Raw genomic sequence first — 16,683 nt, 5'->3', positions numbered from 1 at the left:
ACGCCCGCGTTGGTAGGATGGCCGCACCATGGCGAGTGAGCGCAAGGCGACCGCGGACCCGGCCCGCAGCCTGGCCATCCTGTGGCGCACCCGGGAGCCGACCAGCCGCAGTGCCGGGCAGGGGCTCAGCGTCGAGCGGATCGTCCGCGCCGCGATCGACGTCGCCGACGCCGAGGGCCTCGACGCGCTGACCATGCGCCGGGTCGGTGAGGCGCTGGGTGTGGGCACGATGTCGGTCTACACCTACGTGCCGGGCAAGGCCGAACTCGTCGACGTCATGATCGACACCGTGTACGGCGAGATGCCGCGTCCCGTCGTCGAGGGGGACTGGCGGGTACGGCTGGAGCGGATCGCCCGCGACAATCTGGCGCTCTACCAGCGTCACCGGTGGATGCTGCGGGCCGAGACGACCCGTCCGGTGCTCGGGCCGCACCTGGTGGCCAAGTACGACTACGAGCTCGGCGCGGTCGCCGACATCGGGCTCACCGACGTCGAGATGGACGCGGTGCTCACCCTCGTCCTCGGGCACGTGAAGAGTTCCGCGCGCGCCGCGTCCGAGGTGGTCGACCTGGAGCGGGAGACCGGCATGACCGACGGCCAGTGGTGGCAGTCGCACGCGCCCTGGCTGGAGACGTTCCTGACGCCCGACAGCTACCCGACCGCATCCCGGGTCGGCACGGCGGCCGGGCAGCAGCACGGCGCCGCGTACGGGCCGGAGTACGCCTTCGAGTTCGGCCTGCAACGCGTCCTCGACGGGATCTCGGTGGTGGTCGCGGAACGGGCGACCGGCGGATAGCCGAGCGCTGCCCGGTGTCACCTGTCCCGATCTGGTGTCCGGGCACAGCCATGGCTCGGCGTTGCTGGCCCTCGCGGTGCTGCGGCTGCCCCCGTAGGTGTGGCCCGGGTGGCGCCTGAGCGTATGACGGATTCAAGTGACCGTCACCGGTCCTCCGACAGCCGCTCGGACTCCGCGACCACCGCGCGGATCTTGCGCAGGGTGGCGTCGGGGGCGTGCACCGCGGTACGCCACCGGTCGAGCGTGCGGCTCAGCACCCGGACGAGGAACTGCAACTGGTTGACCTGCTCGCGCAGCGTCCCCAGCTCCGATCGGGCGTGCAAAGCCTCGCCCTCCAACTCGGTGATCCGCACCTGTAGCGGTTGGACCAGGGTCAGGGCGGCCTCGGTGAGGGTGTCGGCGGCGTCGGCCTTGAACTTGCCCCGCTGCGACACGACGGTGGCGATGGCGGCCAGGCCGGTGGTGCCGCCGAGAACGCCGAGCAGGCTGAGCAGCATCTGCACCCAGTGCGGTGCCTCGGGCGCCGGTGCGGTGATCACGTCACACCTCCCACGACCCGTCGGTGCGTCGCGCACTGGTGGCCCTTGGCCAGGCAGCGCAGGTCGACGGCGATCTGGGCGGCCCGCCAGAAGGACCCGGCCGGCACCGCCGCGATCAACGACGCGGCGACGACACCCTGCGGGCCGGCGACCGCCACCAACGCCACCGCGTACATGCCGGTGATGGTGCCGAGCACCAGGACGGACGCGAGTTCGACGCCGAGGCCGGTGGAGAACTGGCCGGGCCACAGGATGCCGAGCAGCCCGCCCAGACCGACGATGATCAGGGCGATCTCCCAGCCGACCTGAATGGGTTCGGGCATCGACATCTGCACCGACGGCGGCCGAACGTCGAGCACGAGCAGTAGAACGCCGCAGATGGGCGTGGTGACGAGCGCGGCCACCTCGAACGGCTGGTGCCTGGCCCGGACTCGTAGTTTTACCACGGCAACTCCCTGGTCGAGGACCGTCGTCCGCCAACGGCCGGTGGGCCGGTGCCGTGCGAGTCGTGACCGGGTGTGCGGTCCTGCGGCGGAGCCCGTCGGCGGCGTTGCGGGTGAACGGTCGATGGTCGAGGAGGTAGCCGACTTGCCGCCGTTGGCTGTCGCTATCTGCCTGTGTATCACCGGTGACCGGTTGGCGTCCACCTGGTGTAACGTGGCAGATCCGCAGGTCAAGGCCTTTTGTGCGGGCGAACGGCGGGGCTGAGTGCGGCGGCCCGGCCACTTCGGATCCGCCGTGACGAAAAGTGTCACATATCTAACTCAGGGTGACATTCGAGTCGCTCGGGCCGTCGGTCGATCAGCGGGCCAGCAGCGCGTGCAGTGCCCGGACCACCTCGGCCGGTGCCTCCTCGGCCATGAAGTGCCCACAAGTGACCGTCTGGTGCGCCAGGTCAGGTGCCCCAGGCCCGCCACACCCCGGCCGCGTCGTCACCCAGCACCGCCGCGCCGCCCGCGCCCGCGCCGCCGCGCCGCCCGCGCCCGCGCCGCCGCGCCGCCCGCGCCCGCGCCGCCGCGCCGCCCGCGCCCGCGCCGCCCGCGCCCGCGCCGCCGCCTCGCCGAGCTGACCGCCGTCCCCGGCCCGCGGCGACTTGCCGGTTTCGCTCGGAACAGGCCGGCGGTTGCGGTCAGATGGAACCACCGACGCGTCGTCGGCCGGGGATCGAGGGGGGTTTGCCGTGGAGGTGCTCGTCCTGATCGTGGCGCTGGGCGTCACGGTCCTGGTCGGCACCACGCTCGGCGGCCGGTACCGGGTCGCGCCGCCGGTCCTGCTCATCGCGTTCGGGGTGCTGCTCGGGCTGGCGCCGCCGCTGTCCGAGCTGACCCTGGAACCGGACCTGGTGTTGCTGATCTTCCTGCCGGCGATCCTGTACCGGGAGAGCCTCACCATCAGCCTGCGCGAGATCCGGGCCAACCTGCCGGTGATCGGGCTGCTCGCCGTGGTGCTCGTGGTGCTCACCATGGTCACGGTGTCGCTGACCGCGCAGGCGTTCGGGGTGAACCCCGCCGCCGCCTGGGTGCTCGGCGCGGTCCTCGCGCCGACCGACGCCGCCGCGGTCACCGGCCTGGCCAAACGGCTGCCCCGAAAGCTCCTCACCACGCTGCACGCGGAGAGCCTGATCAACGACGGCACCGCCCTGGTGATCTTCGCGGTGGCTGTGGGTCTGCTCACCGAGAGCGCGAGACCCGGGGCGCTCGCCATCGGCGAGGAGTTCGTCGGGGCCAGTGTCGGCGGTGTGGTCGCCGGTCTGCTGGTCGGCGCCGCCGTGGTGCTGATCCGTAAGCGACTCGACGATCCGCTGCGCGAGGGGGCGCTCAGTGTGCTGACACCGTTTGGCGCCTTCCTGCTCGCCGAATCGGTGCACGCGAGCGGAGTGCTGGCGGTCGTGGTCGCCGGCCTGATGCTGGCCTACGCCGGCCCGCGGGTGATCCGCGCCCGGTCCCGGGTGCTGGCGTACGCGTTCTGGGACCTGTCCACGTTCCTCATCAACGGCGGGCTGTTCGTCCTGCTCGGCACCCAGATCCCGCGCGCGGTGCGGGGCATCTCCAGCACCTCGCCGCAGCGGGCTCTGTTCATCGTGCTAGTGGTCACGCTGGTCGTCCTCAGCACCCGCCTGGCCTTCGTCTACCTGACGTCGCAGGTGGCGAGGCTGCGGCGGCACCGGGTCGTGGACCCGAGTCAGGGCCCGCCCAACTGGCGGGTGGGAACCGTGGCCGGTTGGTCCGGATTCCGAGGCGCGGTTTCGCTCGCCGCCGCGCTGGCCGTGCCGACGATGACGGTCGCCGGTCGACCGGTGGTCGAACGCGACCTCATCATCTTCGTCACCGCCCTCGTGATCGTGTTGATCATGATCCTGCAGGGCACCACCCTGCCGCTGGTGGTGCGCTGGGCCGGGTTGGCCGGCGACCCCGAACGTGTCGACGAGGCCCGGCAGGCCCGCCTGCGCGCCACCCAGGTGGGGTTGGCCGCGGTGCCGCACGTGGCCGCCGAGGTCGGTGCCGGAGAGGAGTCGATACGCCGGCTGCAGGCCGAATACCAGCGGCACCTGGAGGACGTCAACGAGACCGGCGGGCGCACCGCCGAGGAACGCCGGCTGGAACGCGAACTCCGCCTCGGGGTCCTCGCCCACAAACGGCGGGAGGTCACCCGCCTTCGCGACAACCGCGAGATCGACGACCTCGTGCTCCTGGAGTTGCAGGCCGCTCTGGACAACGAGGAGATCCGGCTGCTGGGACGCGGACCCAGCGACTGACCGGATGCCGGCGGCATCGCCGGGTGGAGTCGTCGACGGCGAACGGCCGTTGAACGCAGGAAGTCGGCCGGCGCGGCTACGGACGCTCGGGCGTCGCCGCGCCGGGTACGGTGGGGACCAGTTCGGCTCCGGTCGATGCGTACGATCCGCGAGGGGGTGCCCATGACCACCGGGGCGAGCGAGGCCGACCCGCGGGTGGTGACCGAACGGGAGTTCCTCGACGAGCTGACCTCGGTCACCCGTGCGCGTACCGCGACGGAGTTCCTGTACCTGATGGCGCAGGGCGACGCCGTCATCGGCGTCCAGTGGGAGCAGCCCGGCGTCGACCATCTGCGCCGCTACCGCGTACGCGACTCCTGCCCGCACTGCCTGGTCCTCGAGGCGGTGCTGGCGCTCGCGCCGGTGCTCCCGCTGGACGTCATGCGCGCCGGGCGTGCCCGCCCGCAGTACGAGACGGTGCTGCGGACCGGCCGACTGCCTCATCTGGCGTTCGCCCGACGGGCGGGCTCGGCGGGGGAGAGCTGGCTCGGTGACTGCCACGCCGTCGACGGTGACCCGCACACCGATGCCGACTGCGCGCGGCACGCGGTGCCCGCACCCACGGGCGACCTGCTGGATCTGCGCCCCGGAGCACTGCCCCGGGCGCTGCGTGAGTTGTACCCGCACGACGCCGCCGCGACGGCGGACCTGCGGCAGCGGCTGCGCATCGCCCGGGACTGGCGGGCCGACGCGCAGGCCGTGGCGAGCGGGGTCCGTGAGGCGGCGGCGACCTGGGCGTTCCTGCGCACGTCCTGCGTCTTGGGCGTGCCGGTGCCCGGTGCCGGTGGTCTCGTCCTCACCGTTGCTCCGGATCGGGCCGCGGACGACCGCCCGCTGACCGAGCTGCACGCCGCGGCGGTGCGGTCGCTGCCCACCGGCGGTCCGCTGGCCTACGCGCAACGGGCGTGCCTGGTGCCGGAGCTGGGCGCGGGCTCGCAGCGGATGCCGTCGTACGCCGGGGCGGTGGACCTGGTCGGCGCGGCGCCGGTGCGGACGCTACGGCTGCCGGCGCCGCGCCGCCCGTTGAGCACCACCGGCCGGGGCGTGCTGCTGCTGTACGAGGCGCGGCACGCGATGGGCCGGCACGTCGCGGCCGCACCGGAGCGCGACAGCGCCTACTGGGAGTCCGAGGCGGCGTTGCACGTCTTCGAGTTCACCCTGCTGGAACGGGTCGCCGGTCGGCACTACCAGGACGCGGTGGCCGCCTACGTGCAGGCGCTGCGCCGGGAGGGTGACCTGCTGGCGCGTCCGCACAAGGTGCTCGACCGGCGGCGACGCAAGGCCCTGTCGACGGCGTTCGGCGGGCTGGACGACGAGGAACTGCACCTGTGGGCGTCGGTCGCCTACCGCAACGCCATCCTCGTGCTGCTCGGCGATCCGACGGCGTTCGCCGCGCACCTGCGCCGCCAGGCCGGCTGAGCCGCCGCGCTCAGAGCACCTGCGCGAGGAACCGACGCAGCCGGGGATGCTCGGCCCGCTCGAAGATCGCCTCGGGCGGGCCGGCCTCCAGGACCACACCCCGGTCCATGAAGGCCACGGTGTCGGCGACCCGCCGGGCGAACCCCATCTCGTGGGTCACCACCACCATGGTCATCCCGGCGGCGGACAGGTCGGCCATCACCGCGAGCACCCCCTTGACCAGCTCGGGGTCGAGCGCCGAGGTGGCCTCGTCGAAGAGCATCACCTCGGGCTTCAGCGCCAATGCACGGGCGATCGCCACGCGCTGCTGCTGGCCGCCGGAGAGCTGGGCCGGCCGGGAGTTCGCCTTGCCGGCCAGCCCCACCAGCTCCAACTGGGCGCGGGCGAGGGCGTCCGCCTCGTCCTCGCCGAGCTTGCGCAGCCGGCGCAGCGCCAGGGTGACGTTGCGCAGCACGGTCATGTGCGGAAACAGGTTGAACTGCTGGAACACCATGCCGATCCGCTGCCGCAGCGCGTCCGGGTCGTCGCCCAGCACGCTGCGCCCGTCCAGCAGCACGTCGCCGCGATCGGGCTCGATCAGGCGGTTGAGGGTACGCAGCAGAGTGGACTTGCCCGACCCGGACGGCCCGATCACGCAGGCCGTCGCACCGCGCCGCACGGTGAGGTCGACGCCGCGCAGCACCCGGTTCGGCCCGAAGGCGAGGTGTACGTCCCGAGCCTCCAGGCTGACGGAGGTGGTCATCGCCGGTCTCCTTCCGGGGCGCCGGCCAGCGCCGGGTCGGTGTCGTCCTCGTCCTCGTCGGCGGGCGCGGTGGCCGGCCGGCCGTGGCGCAGCCGCCCGTCGATCCAGTTGACGACGTGCGTCAGCGGCACGGTCAGGGCCAGGTAGAAGAGCCCGGCCAGCAGCAGCGCGGACTCGTTGCCGGTGGTGGCCGCGTAGTCCTGCCCGATCCGGAACAGCTCCCGCTGGCTGGCCACCAGGCCGAGGAAGTAGACCAGGCTGGAGTCCTTGATCAATGCGATGAGCTGGTTCACCCAGGCCGGCAGCACCCGCCGGACACCCTGCGGGATGATCACCAGCCGCATCGCGTCGGACCAGGAGAAACCGAGGGCGCGGGCACCCTCCAGTTGCGCGGCCTCCACCGACTGGATGCCGGAGCGGAAGATCTCCCCGATGTACGCGGCCGCGATCAACGACAGCGCCAGGATGCCCAGCGGGTACGGGTCCGGCCCCCAGACCTGCATGCCCAGCGGTGCCAGCCCGACGCCGATCAGCAGGATCGTCGCCGCGGCCGGCAGGCCCCGGAACACGTCGGTGTAGACCCGGGCCGGCCAGCGCAGCCACCGGCTGCGGGAGATGCCGGCGACGGCCAGCAGCAGGCCCAGCACCGAGCCGAGCAGGGCGGCGGAGACCGCCAGGATCAGCGTGTTCGGCAACCCGACGGTCAGCATCTCGGGCAGCGCCTCACGCATGGCGTCGACGTCGAAGAACGTCTCCCACAGGGTGCTCAACGGATCCATCGGTCGCCTCTCCTACCGCCCCGCTCGCTCGTCACCGGTTCAGGAGGCGGCCGACGCGGACGCCGACGTCGTGGGCGCCGCAACGGTGCCGCTGCCCGGCTTGAAGTCCGCCGGGATCGGCCGACCCGGGTAGTACTGCGCCTGCAACCGGCTCCAGGTGCCGTCCGCGATCACCTCGTCGAGGCCCTTGTTGAGCGCCTCGCGCAGCTTGTCGCTGCCCTTGGCCACGGCGTACGCGGTCGGTGCCGGGCTGAGCTGCTTGGCCGCAACAGTGATCTTGCCGCTGCTGTCGGCGGCCGACTTCTCGCCGATCTCCGCGGGGGCGATCCACGCGTCGGCGGTGCCCGCCTTGAGCTGGTTGATCGCGCCGTTGTAGTCCGGCACCCGCACCGGGTTGAGCTGCTTGCCGGTGGCGTAGTCGTCCTGGACGGTGCCCTGGACCACCACGACCCGCTTGCCGGCGAGCTGGTCGAAGCCGGTGATCGGCGAACCGGCGGGGACGTCCAGGCCGAAGTAGCCGAAGTCGTAGCCGTTGCCGAAGTCGACGGTCTTCTTGCGTGCCTCGGTGATGGTGATCGAGGAGCTGCCCACGTCGAACTTGTGGTTGTTGACCTGGGACAGCAGCGCGGAGAAGTCGGTGCCGACGAACTCGACCTTGAGACCGAGCTTGTTGGCCACCGCGGTCAGCAGGTCGTTGTCGAAGCCGGTGAACTTACCGTCCTTGAGGTACACGTTCGGCGGGGCGTCGGTCAGCGTGCCGGCCCGCAGCACGCCCGGCTGGGCCAGGCCGTACGGGTTGGCGGCCTCGTCGGTCGAGGCGTCGTCGCCGCAGGCGGTCAGCGCCGTGGCGGCCAGGATGGTGGCCGCGCCCAGGGCGGCGGCACGGGTCAGGGCAGGAAGGAATCGCACAGGTGTCTCCGAAGGGGTACGCAACGGCGGGCACGGACGCGCGCCGTTGACGGTGCGCCCGGTGGGCGTACCGCTGGAAAATGGGTGCGGGAAGAGGGACGCGCTAGTGCGCGGTGCGGCGACGACACGCCGCGCTGCACATTCGCATCATGTCCACGTGCCGACGCCGGGTCAGTGCCGGCGAGCGCCGGTCGACGCGGTCGTCCGCTGGGGTGGAGCTGAGGATGCGCATACGGTCTCCCGGGTCTGTGCTGACCTGGGTGCCAGGCCACGCTTGCACCGACGTCCTGCCGGTGCCTGGTCTTCACCCGGGGCACCCCACCGCGGAGGAGGGTTGCCGGCCAGCGAGCCGGGGCTTCGCGCTGGCGCTCATGACCTGCGCCGAGGCTAGCAGCCGCGACCGGTGCATCGTCCAGTCGTTATGACCACGCTCACCGTCCGCGACGGGCGGACCGCCAGGTCGGGTTTCGCCTCGGGGGCAGGGGGGATGCAGCGCCTCCGGCGCCCCGCACCGACCTGTCCGGTCGGGTCGGCAGGCCGCCGGGCGGGACGTCACCGGGGAGGGGCGGGTCATGGCCGGCAACCGTCGCTTCCGCCCCGGTGGTGGTTTCGGCCGCCAGCTCGACGTCCACGAGACCCGCGTCGGCGTACCGCCACCGGCCGAGCCGGCCGCCCCACCCTCCGGTGGCATGGCGGACAGCGCCGTCTACATCCGAGGGCACCGGTTCGCGTCGCCGTCCGGCCTCGCCGAGACGTACCGCTGCCTGCAGGAGCAGGAGCAGGACGGTGCGATGGCGTGGATCGGCCTGTACCGGCCGGACATCGACCAGATCACCTCACTGGCCCGGGAGTTCCGGCTGCACGACCTGGCGGTCGAGGACGCGATCAACGCCCATCAGCGGCCCAAGCTGGAACGGTACGGCGACACCCTGTTCGTGGTGCTGCGCGCCGCCCGCTACGACGACCTGCGGGAGGAGGTCGAGTTCTCCGAGCTGCACCTGTTCATCGGGTCGGGATTCGTGGTCACCGTCCGGCACGGCGAGGCCCCGGACCTGGCCGCCGTGCGGCGGCGGATGGAAACCGACGCGCCGATGCTCGCCCGCGGCCCGGAGGCCGTCCTGTACGCGATCCTCGACCAGGTGGTCGACGGGTACGCGCCGGTGGTGGCCGGTCTGGAGAACGACATCGACGAGATCGAGACCCAGGTGTTCGGCGGTGACCCGAACGCCAGCCGGCGCATCTACGGGCTCAGCCGGGAGGTCATCCAGTTCCAGCGTGCCGCCCGCCCGCTGCTCACCGTGCTCGGCGCACTGGCCGACGGCGCCGGCAGTTCCGACGAGGAACTGCGCCGCTACCTGCGGGACGTGACCGATCACCTCACCCAGGTGGTGGAACGGGTGGACGGTTTCCGGCACCTGTTGCAGAACATCCTCACCGTCAACGCCACCCTCGTCTCACAGCAGCAGAACGAGGAGATGCGCAGCCTCACCGCGGCCAGCTACGCGCAGAACGAGGAGCTGAAGAAGGTCTCCTCCTGGGCCGCGATCCTGTTCGCTCCCACCCTCATCGGCACCGTGTACGGGATGAACTTCGTCCACATGCCGGAGCTGAACTGGCGCTTCGGGTACCTGTTCGCGCTGCTGCTCATGGTGCTGGTCTGCGGCACCCTCTACCTGGTCTTCAAGCGGCGCGGCTGGCTCTGACCCCGGGAGGCGGTGCTCACTCGATGCCGCGCAGGATGTGCCGCTCGTCATCACTGTCGTCGTCGCCCGCCCCGATCCGGCCGAGCAGCACGGCAGCGGCCCAGATCGTCAGTGGCGTGGCCGCCCCGGTCATGCCGCCCCCGGTCCGGTCGTCCCGGGTCTGGCTCCGCTCCGTGCGCGGTGGCCTGCGCTGAGCCTGCATGGGCACTGCCTCTCGTCGTCGAAGCCGCCGCGGGCGGCGCGGTGTGTGCGCCCGCGCCACCGGCCGGGTCACCCCACGCGCGAGCAGGTCACCACCGGTACGGCATCCATGTCGAACCATCCCACGCGCGGCCGCATCCGCACCGCTTGTTTTCGGTTTCCCGACTGTCGCCCGCCAAACCGGACATCACGCCCCGATGTTGGTTCGCGGGCCGGGCCGGGTAGCAGCGCAGGGGTGAGCAGCTCTCTCGACACGGTCGCGCCGGCCGTTCGCGGACGCCGAGCGTTACCCCACTACCTCGTCGCGGCGACGCTCGCACGGGGTGCCGACGCCGGTGCCGCGGTGGGGGTGATCCTGCTGGCCACCCTCCCGGAGGTCGGGTCCAGCCGTCCGGCGCTGCTCGGCGGGTTGCTGGCCACCTGCCTGACCGCACCACACCTGCTCGGGCCGGTGCTCGCCCGGCGGCTGGACCGGGCCGCGGACGGCCGGGGCCTGCTGGCTGCCGGCTTCGCCACGTACGCCGTCGCGGTCGCGGCGGCCGCGTTGCTGCTCGGACGGGTGCCGGTTGGTGTGCCGGCCGCGCTGCTGATCGTGGCCGGGGCCTGCGGGCCGCTGCTGACGGGGGGACTGAGCAGCCGGCTGGCGGCGCTGCTCGACGCGGACGAGCGGGCGCAACGCCGGGGTCAGGGCTGGGACGCGGTGACGTACGGGGTGGGTGGCAGCGCCGGCCCGGCCGCCGTGGCGGTGCTCGCCGCCGTTGCCGGGCCTCGGATGTGCCTGGTCGGGTTGGGTGCGGCGACCCTGGTCGCGGCGGCTCTGGTGGGCACGCTCCCGACGGCGGGGCCGAGACGGCAGGGGCCGCCGGGCCGCGCGCCCGCCGCGCGCGGGGCACTCCGGGCGCTGCTGGGTCGGGGGCCGCTGCGCCGCGTCACGGGGGTCACCACGGTCGCCGCGGTCACCGGCGGGGCGATGTCGGTGCTCGCCGTCGCGCTGGCGGCGGACCTCGGCCGGGAGGCGGTCTCCGGTGCGCTGCTGGCCGCCGCCTACGGTGCCGGAAACCTGGCCGCCGCGCTCCTGGTCACGGTGTTCCCGCTGACCGGCGAGCCGGAGCGGCTCACCGTCCGATGGGCGGCGATCGGCGCGGTGGCGGTCGCGCTCTGTGCCGCCGTGCCGGGCTTCCCGGTGGCGGTCGCCGCCTTCGCGCTGGCCGGAGCGGCGACCGCGCCGTTCTTCACGGCCACCCTGGCCGCCCGGTCGGCGTACGCGCCGGACGCCGTGCGGGCACAGGTGTTCGTGTCGACGGCGGCGCTCAAGGTGGCCGCCGCCTCGCTCGGCACCGGCCTGGCCGGGGTGCTCGCCCCGCTGGGCCCGCGCCTGCTGCTGGTGGCCGGTGGAGTGCTCACGTTCACGGGAGTGCTGGGGGCGACGGTGGCGCGACGGCGACGCGTGGGATGACGCGCTCCGCACGCCTGGCCGCCCGGGGCGTCCGCGCCGACGTGCTCGTGCACCGAGGACGCCGAAGGTCTCCCGGACCGTCAGGGCAGCGGGTGGGCGATGCCGCGCGCATGGTCGGTGAGCGCTGCACCGACCACCGTCGCGGCCATCGGCAGCACCTCCAGGCAGCGGCGCACCGCGGCGGCCATCAGCGCGTTCGGCACCCGCATCGAGAGCGTGCAGTGCGGCACCCAGCGGCCCGGCTGGTAGTGCTCCGCGAGGGGGATGCCGGCGGCGGTGAGGCGGTCGTACACCAGCCGCTGATGCGCCAGCAGTTCCGGGGTGGGCGCCGGGCCGAGCCACAGCACCCGGCCGACGAACTGCCCGGCGTGCTGGAAGTCGAGCCGCAGCGGGGCCGCCACGACCGTCCCCCGCAGCGCCGCGGCGACCTGCCCCGGGTCGAAGCGGGGCGCCACCGCGAGCGAGACGTGCGGGCGGTGGCGCTGCTCCAGCAGCGAGCGCATGCTCTGCACGCCCTCGGCCTCCAGCGCGTCCCACAGCACCCGGATCCGACGGGTGGCGTCCGGGTCCAGATACAACTCCAGCGCCGCGACCACGTGATCACCGTAGCGGCAGGGGTTTGACCGCCCGTGTCGGCGGTACGTTGATCGAACACCGATCTGGAGGCGTGGCTCGTGGATGTGAGTGACCTGCTGACCGAGATGTACGACCGGCTGCCCGACCTCGTCCGCGCCGCGGTCGACGGCCTCAGCCCCGACCAGCTGCTCCACCGGCCCGGACCGGGTGCCAACTCGATCGGATGGCTGGTCTGGCACCTCACCCGCGTGCAGGACCACCACGTCGCCGACCTGCTCGACGCCGAGCAGATTTGGGTGAGCGGCGACTGGGCGGGCCGTTTCGGGCTCACCCCGGACCCCGACGACACCGGCTTCGGGCACTCACCCGCGCAGGTCGCGGCCGTGCGCCCGGAGAGCGCCCAGGCGCTGATCGACTACTACGCGGCGGTGTCGGCGCGTACCCGATCGTTGGTGACCGGATTGGGCCCGGCGGACCTGGACCGCGTCGTGGACGAGTCGTGGGATCCGCCGGTCACCCTCGGCGTGCGGCTGGTCAGCGTCGCCGAGGACGACCTGCAGCACGTCGGCCAGGCCGCCTACCTCCGCGGTCTCGTCGAGACCGACTGACGGCGGCGTCCGCCGGGCTCAGGGCACGATCACCGCGCGGCCCTCCAGCGTGCCGTCGCGCATCTGGCGGTACGCGTCGAGCGCGTCCTCAAGGGCGAATGTGGTGATGGCCGGCCGGATCAGGCCCCGGGCGCCGAGGTCCAACACCTCCACCAGCTCGGGGCGGCTCCCCCAGTAGGTCGTCGCGATGCTCACCTCGTACGGCACGCCGAAGAACGACACCGGCAGGGTGCCGCCACCGATCCCCACGATGGTCAGGTCTCCCACGGTGCGGGCCACCGCCACACCGAGCGCGAGGGTGGCGTCGGCACCCACGAAGTCGAGCACCACGTCCGCGCCCCGGCCCCCGGTGGCCTGCCGGATCTCCTCGGCGGCGTGCGGGCCGGCGGTCACGCCGCGGTCGGCGCCGCACTCCTCGGCCAGCCGCAGCGCCTCGGGCCGGGTGTCCACCGCGATCACCCGGGCCGCCGTGGTGGCCTTGAGGATCTGGATCCCGACGTGCCCGAGGCCGCCGACACCGATCACCACGGCGGTGCTGCCCGGCGGCAGCTTGGGCCAGGAGCGCCGGATGGCGTGGTACGGGGTGAGCCCGGCGTCGGTGAGCGGCGCGGCGTGCACCGGGTCCAACCCGTCGGGCAGCGGCACGACGTGCCGGGCGTCCGGGACGAGCTCGTACTCGGCCATGCCGCCGTCCAGGCCGAGCCCGCCACCCCCGCTCGGCACCGGGGCGCCGGCCGGGTTCTCGCAGTAGGGGTCGACGCCGACCCGGCAGCGGGCGCAGGTGCCGCAGCCCCACGCGCCGAAGACGGCGACGGGCTGCCCGACGGACAGCCCGGTCACCCCGTCACCGAGCGCGTGCACCCACCCCGCGTTCTCGTGCCCCAGCGTGAAGGGCGGGTTCCAGGGCAGGGTTCCCGGCTCGAACTCGTCCATCAGGTGCAGGTCGGAGTGGCAGGCGCCGGCGCCGCCGATGCGGACCACGACCTGTCCCGGCCCGGCCGTCGGTTCGTCGACCTCGACCAGTTCCGGCTTCGACATCCACTCCCGCAACCGCAGCGCCCGCATCCGGTTCCTCCGTCCGTCTCCACCTGCCCGTGGCTGCCCACCTCGCCGGCCGGCAAACGGGCACGACCGCGCGGCCCGCCTCCGCCGGGTCACCCCATCCGGGTGAACCGGGCTCACCCCGGCCCGGGGGATCCTGCGGAGAACCGGGGGGAGGGGCGACGCGATGGGCACGTCGACGGCGCGGTACCTGCAGGAGCTGGACACCGGTCGGCGTCCCGACCTGCCGGAGACGACCACCGGGACGATGCGGCTGGACATCCGCGGGGACGGATGCACCGATCACTGGTACCTGACGATCGCCGACCAGCACGTCCGGGTGACCCGATCGGCCGACGACGCCGACCTGGTGGTCCGCGCCGACCGGGCGGTCTTCGACCAGTTGGCCAACGGTGAGCTGCCTCCCGGTACCGCGATGCTGCGCAACGACCTGACCGTGCAGGGCGACATCCGGCTGCTGATGCTGCTGAGGCGGATCTTCCCCGGGCCGCGCGGCGCCCGTCATCCGCGCGAGTTGGGGCGGGCCGCCCTGGCCGCACGGGAAGGGCGGCGGCCATGAGGCAGGAACTCGTGCACGTCATCGCCGGCAACGCGTTCGCCATCAGCGACGCCCAGGGTGACATCGAGGTCGACCCGCACGCTCCCGTCGGTCTCTTCTCGTTCGACACGCGCTTCCTGTCGCACTGGGTGCTGAGCATCGACGGTGAACGGCTCAACGCGCTCTCCCGCGACGACATGACGTACTTCGAGACCCGGTTCTTCCTGGTGCCGGGCACCGCGAGCCACTACGTCGACGCGGACGTGTCGATCATCCGGCACCGCTCGGTCCACGACTGCTTCCACGAGAAGATCACCGTGCTCAACCACTCGTCGGAGCACGCCGAGTTCAGCGTACGAGTGGAGATGGGCAGCGACTTCGCCGACATCGTCGAGGTCGGGGACCCCCGACGTCGGGACGTGCGGATCGAGGCCGACTCCGCACGCCACCAACTCGTCCTGCGCTACGAGCGGCAGCGGTTCGTCCGCGAGACCACCGTGAGCAGCACCGCTCCGGTCGAGGTGGACGAGAAGGGGATGACGTTCCGGATCCGCATCCCACCCGAAGGGCAGTGGGAGACCGACCTGCACCTGGCGATGATCATCCGGGGCGAGGGCGGGCAGGACATGCGCGCCAGCCTGGAATCGCACCAGAAGGCCGTCCGCGGTGGGATGCGTGAGGACCTCGCGGCCTGGCTGGACCGGGCGCCGCAGTTGGTGTCCGAACGGGCCGGTCTGGAGGAGACGTACCAGGGCAGCCTCGCCACCCTGGCCGCGCTGCGGTACCGGCCTCTGTCCTACGGCGAGCGGGTGCCGGTCGGTGGCCTGCCGTGGGCCATGGCGTTCTGCGGGCGCGACAGCATCATCACCTGCCTGCAGTCGGTGGCGTTCACCCCCGAGCTGACCCCCGCCACGCTGCGGATGCTGGCGCTGTTGCAGGGCGGCCAGCTCGACGACGACCGCGAGGAGGAGCCGGGCAAGATCCTGGCCCAGCTCCGCTACGGCGAGTCGGCGGCCTTCGCCGAGCGGCCGAGCGCCATCTACTTCGGCGCGGCCGACACCACCCCGCTCTTCGTCGTCCTGCTCGACGAGTACGAACGCTGGTCCGGCGACGCCGACCTGGTCCGCGAGTTACGCCACCCGGCCCGGATGGCGCTGGACTGGATCGACGAGTACGGCGACCTGACCGGTGACGGGTACCTGCGCTACCAGCGGCGCAACGAGCGGCACGGCACGATCAACCAGTCCTGGAAGGACTCCAGCGACGCGATCGCCGCCGGGAATGGGCAGCAACCGGCATTCCCGCGGGCCACCTGCGAATTGCAGGGCTACGCGTACGACGCGAAACGACGCGGCGCCCGCCTGGCCCGCCAGTTCTGGGACGATCCCGGGTACGCCGACCGGTTGGAACGGGAGGCGGCGGCGCTGAAGGAGCGGTTCAACCGGGACTTCTGGCTGCCGCAGCACGAGTACTACGCGTTGGCCCTCGACCCGTACGGCGAACCCGTCGACGCCCTGTCCTCCAACATCGGGCACCTGCTGTGGAGCGGGATCGTGCCGGACGACCGCGCGGAGGCGATCGCCGAGCACCTGCTCGGGCCGCGGCTGTTCAGCGGCTGGGGTGTGCGCACCTACGCGACCGGACAGCGTCCGTACAACCCGGTGGGCTCACACCTGGGGGCGGTGTGGCCGTCGGACAACGCGCTCATCGCGGCGGGGCTGCGGCACTACCGATTCGACACCCACGCGGCGCGGATCGCTGCCGGCATCTTCGACATGGCCCAGACCCTCGGCGGGGCGGTGCCGGAGCTGATCGCCGGTTACGACCGCAGCACCACGAAGTACCCCGTCCAACTGCCGTCGGCCGGCCGCCCCCAGTCGTGGTCCTCGGGCGCGCTGCTGATGCTGCTGGGCACCATGCTCGGGTTGCGACCCACCGGAGACAACCTGCTGGTGAACCCGGCCCTACCCCGGGGCTTCGGCCGTCTGGAGCTGCTCGACATCCCGGGCCGCTGGGGTCGTTCCGACGCCTACGCCGGCGACCGCTCCACCAACCCCCGCCCCCGCCCCCGCCTCCACTAACAGTGAGGATGTACGAGAGAGTCCTCCCGGTCCGGTCTGACCCGCCCTCTAACTGACTTCGGGTCTTGAACGGGATCTGTCGGCCGTGGCCGGGAGGTGTTCCGCCCCGGGTTAGATGGAGACATCGAATCCTGGAGGAACACCGGCGATGCCTGCACCGAAGAAGTACAACGATGAGTTGCGTGAGCGTGCGACCCGGTTGGCGGTCGAGGCCCGTCGGGATCCGGCGTCGGCGGTCGGTGCGATCCGTCGGATCGCGGGTCAGCTCGGGGTTCATCCGGAGGCGTTGCGGACATGGGTGAAGAAGGCCGAGGTCGACGCCGGTGAGCGTGCGGGCATGACCAGCAGTGACGCACAACGCCTCGCCGCGTTGGAACGGGAGGTCCGTGAGCTGCGGCGGGCGAACCAGATCCTGAGGTCCGCGGCGTCTTTCTTCGCGGCGGAGTTGGACCGTCCGTCGCGATGAGGGTCGACTTCGTC

At 72.6% G+C, this 16,683-nt stretch carries 18 protein-coding genes and 1 riboswitch; of the genes, 9 read left to right on the top strand and 9 right to left on the bottom strand.

The window, feature by feature from the left end; translation table 11 throughout:
- The first annotated feature begins 28 nt into the window (after nucleotides 1-28).
- A complete protein-coding gene (locus tag AB0H52_RS14430) occupies nucleotides 29-796 on the top strand; it encodes a TetR/AcrR family transcriptional regulator (RefSeq protein ID WP_151488783.1) in 768 nt (255 codons plus the stop codon).
- Between the two features lie 143 nt (nucleotides 797-939).
- On the opposite strand, the gene AB0H52_RS14425 is transcribed toward AB0H52_RS14430, so the two are convergent.
- From AB0H52_RS14425 to AB0H52_RS14415, 3 genes are all read right to left on the bottom strand, one after another.
- Nucleotides 940-1,335, bottom strand: a complete 396-nt coding sequence (locus AB0H52_RS14425; protein ID WP_225854198.1) for a hypothetical protein — start codon at nucleotides 1,333-1,335, stop codon at nucleotides 940-942.
- Nucleotides 1,332-1,781, bottom strand: a complete 450-nt coding sequence (locus AB0H52_RS14420; RefSeq protein ID WP_192580169.1) for a hypothetical protein — start codon at nucleotides 1,779-1,781, stop codon at nucleotides 1,332-1,334. Before AB0H52_RS14420 ends, AB0H52_RS14425 begins: the two co-directional genes overlap by 4 nt.
- A 355-nt stretch (nucleotides 1,782-2,136) precedes the next feature.
- Nucleotides 2,137-2,478 (bottom strand): hypothetical protein, encoded by a 342-nt coding sequence (locus tag AB0H52_RS14415; protein WP_357947787.1) that lies wholly within the window; start codon nucleotides 2,476-2,478, stop codon nucleotides 2,137-2,139.
- Between the two features lie 37 nt (nucleotides 2,479-2,515).
- On the opposite strand from AB0H52_RS14415, the gene AB0H52_RS14410 reads away from it, so the two are divergent.
- Nucleotides 2,516-4,090 carry a Na+/H+ antiporter gene (locus tag AB0H52_RS14410; protein WP_357947784.1) on the top strand — a complete coding sequence of 525 codons (1,575 nt, stop codon included), beginning with the start codon at nucleotides 2,516-2,518 and terminating at the stop codon, nucleotides 4,088-4,090.
- 162 nt (nucleotides 4,091-4,252) lie between these two features.
- Entirely contained in the window at nucleotides 4,253-5,548 is a 1,296-nt protein-coding gene (locus AB0H52_RS14405; protein ID WP_357947782.1) for a hypothetical protein, read from the top strand.
- Nucleotides 5,549-5,558: 10 nt separating this feature from the next.
- Here the strand turns inward: AB0H52_RS14405 and AB0H52_RS14400 are convergent, their stop codons facing one another.
- Genes AB0H52_RS14400 through AB0H52_RS14390 form a run of 3 tightly spaced genes read right to left on the bottom strand, consistent with a single transcriptional unit; the run spans nucleotide 5,559 to nucleotide 7,978 of the window.
- Nucleotides 5,559-6,290 carry an amino acid ABC transporter ATP-binding protein gene (locus AB0H52_RS14400; protein WP_151488780.1) on the bottom strand — a complete coding sequence of 244 codons (732 nt, stop codon included), beginning with the start codon at nucleotides 6,288-6,290 and terminating at the stop codon, nucleotides 5,559-5,561.
- Nucleotides 6,287-7,069, bottom strand: coding sequence for an amino acid ABC transporter permease (locus AB0H52_RS14395; protein WP_151488779.1), 783 nt, complete (start codon nucleotides 7,067-7,069; stop codon nucleotides 6,287-6,289). The genes AB0H52_RS14400 and AB0H52_RS14395 overlap by 4 nt, the downstream gene beginning before the upstream one ends.
- A 39-nt stretch (nucleotides 7,070-7,108) precedes the next feature.
- Nucleotides 7,109-7,978: an ABC transporter substrate-binding protein gene (locus tag AB0H52_RS14390; protein WP_151488778.1), complete on the bottom strand. Its 870-nt coding sequence runs from the start codon at nucleotides 7,976-7,978 to the stop codon at nucleotides 7,109-7,111.
- Between the two features lie 265 nt (nucleotides 7,979-8,243).
- Nucleotides 8,244-8,355: riboswitch (SAM riboswitch) on the bottom strand.
- 195 nt (nucleotides 8,356-8,550) lie between these two features.
- Between AB0H52_RS14390 and corA the strand changes: the two genes are divergently transcribed.
- Nucleotides 8,551-9,681 carry a magnesium/cobalt transporter CorA gene (corA, locus tag AB0H52_RS14385; RefSeq protein ID WP_192580168.1) on the top strand — a complete coding sequence of 377 codons (1,131 nt, stop codon included), beginning with the start codon at nucleotides 8,551-8,553 and terminating at the stop codon, nucleotides 9,679-9,681.
- A 16-nt stretch (nucleotides 9,682-9,697) separates the two neighbouring features.
- Here the strand turns inward: corA and AB0H52_RS14380 are convergent, their stop codons facing one another.
- Entirely contained in the window at nucleotides 9,698-9,889 is a 192-nt protein-coding gene (locus AB0H52_RS14380) for a hypothetical protein (RefSeq protein ID WP_151488777.1), read from the bottom strand.
- Nucleotides 9,890-10,117: 228 nt separating this feature from the next.
- Here AB0H52_RS14380 and AB0H52_RS14375 point away from each other — a divergent pair, with 228 nt between their 5' ends.
- Nucleotides 10,118-11,338, top strand: a complete 1,221-nt coding sequence (locus AB0H52_RS14375; RefSeq protein WP_151488776.1) for an MFS transporter — start codon at nucleotides 10,118-10,120, stop codon at nucleotides 11,336-11,338.
- 80 nt (nucleotides 11,339-11,418) lie between these two features.
- Here the strand turns inward: AB0H52_RS14375 and AB0H52_RS14370 are convergent, their stop codons facing one another.
- The gene (locus AB0H52_RS14370) at nucleotides 11,419-11,934 is read right to left on the bottom strand and encodes a 2'-5' RNA ligase family protein (RefSeq protein ID WP_151488775.1); all 516 of its coding nucleotides are present in this window, start codon (nucleotides 11,932-11,934) and stop codon (nucleotides 11,419-11,421) included.
- Between the two features lie 78 nt (nucleotides 11,935-12,012).
- Here AB0H52_RS14370 and AB0H52_RS14365 point away from each other — a divergent pair, with 78 nt between their 5' ends.
- Nucleotides 12,013-12,522, top strand: a complete 510-nt coding sequence (locus AB0H52_RS14365; protein WP_151488774.1) for a DUF664 domain-containing protein — start codon at nucleotides 12,013-12,015, stop codon at nucleotides 12,520-12,522.
- 18 nt (nucleotides 12,523-12,540) lie between these two features.
- Here the strand turns inward: AB0H52_RS14365 and AB0H52_RS14360 are convergent, their stop codons facing one another.
- The gene (locus AB0H52_RS14360; RefSeq protein WP_151488773.1) at nucleotides 12,541-13,587 is read right to left on the bottom strand and encodes an NAD(P)-dependent alcohol dehydrogenase; all 1,047 of its coding nucleotides are present in this window, start codon (nucleotides 13,585-13,587) and stop codon (nucleotides 12,541-12,543) included.
- Between the two features lie 163 nt (nucleotides 13,588-13,750).
- Between AB0H52_RS14360 and AB0H52_RS14355 the strand changes: the two genes are divergently transcribed.
- The 3 genes from AB0H52_RS14355 to AB0H52_RS14345 all read left to right on the top strand — a co-directional run bounded on the left by AB0H52_RS14355 (nucleotide 13,751) and on the right by AB0H52_RS14345 (nucleotide 16,669).
- Nucleotides 13,751-14,143, top strand: a complete 393-nt coding sequence (locus AB0H52_RS14355) for an SCP2 sterol-binding domain-containing protein (RefSeq protein ID WP_151488772.1) — start codon at nucleotides 13,751-13,753, stop codon at nucleotides 14,141-14,143.
- Nucleotides 14,140-16,203, top strand: a complete 2,064-nt coding sequence (locus tag AB0H52_RS14350) for a glycogen debranching N-terminal domain-containing protein (RefSeq protein ID WP_357947776.1) — start codon at nucleotides 14,140-14,142, stop codon at nucleotides 16,201-16,203. The genes AB0H52_RS14355 and AB0H52_RS14350 overlap by 4 nt, the downstream gene beginning before the upstream one ends.
- Nucleotides 16,204-16,351: 148 nt before the next feature.
- A complete protein-coding gene (locus tag AB0H52_RS14345; RefSeq protein WP_357947773.1) occupies nucleotides 16,352-16,669 on the top strand; it encodes a transposase in 318 nt (105 codons plus the stop codon).
- The last annotated feature ends 14 nt before the right edge of the window (nucleotides 16,670-16,683 follow it).

Source organism: Micromonospora sp. NPDC050695 (assembly GCF_040654415.1).
In the GTDB taxonomy this organism is placed as follows: domain Bacteria; phylum Actinomycetota; class Actinomycetes; order Mycobacteriales; family Micromonosporaceae; genus Micromonospora.
The sequence above is the reverse complement of the archived record's forward strand: the minus strand, read 5'-3'. Positions and strand labels throughout refer to the sequence as shown.

Excerpts from the sequence above, each read along its gene's own strand:
- AB0H52_RS14430 (WP_151488783.1), top strand. The coding sequence starts at position 29 with ATGGCGAGTGAGCGCAAGGCGACCGCGGACCCGGCCCGCAGCCTGGCC.
- AB0H52_RS14405 (WP_357947782.1), top strand. The coding sequence starts at position 4,253 with ATGACCACCGGGGCGAGCGAGGCCGACCCGCGGGTGGTGACCGAACGG.
- AB0H52_RS14400 (WP_151488780.1), bottom strand. The coding sequence starts at position 6,290 with ATGACCACCTCCGTCAGCCTGGAGGCTCGGGACGTACACCTCGCCTTC.
- AB0H52_RS14395 (WP_151488779.1), bottom strand. The coding sequence starts at position 7,069 with ATGGATCCGTTGAGCACCCTGTGGGAGACGTTCTTCGACGTCGACGCC.
- corA (WP_192580168.1), top strand. The coding sequence starts at position 8,551 with ATGGCCGGCAACCGTCGCTTCCGCCCCGGTGGTGGTTTCGGCCGCCAG.
- AB0H52_RS14360 (WP_151488773.1), bottom strand. The coding sequence starts at position 13,587 with ATGCGGGCGCTGCGGTTGCGGGAGTGGATGTCGAAGCCGGAACTGGTC.
- AB0H52_RS14355 (WP_151488772.1), top strand. The coding sequence starts at position 13,751 with ATGGGCACGTCGACGGCGCGGTACCTGCAGGAGCTGGACACCGGTCGG.
- AB0H52_RS14350 (WP_357947776.1), top strand. The coding sequence starts at position 14,140 with ATGAGGCAGGAACTCGTGCACGTCATCGCCGGCAACGCGTTCGCCATC.
- AB0H52_RS14345 (WP_357947773.1), top strand. The coding sequence starts at position 16,352 with ATGCCTGCACCGAAGAAGTACAACGATGAGTTGCGTGAGCGTGCGACC.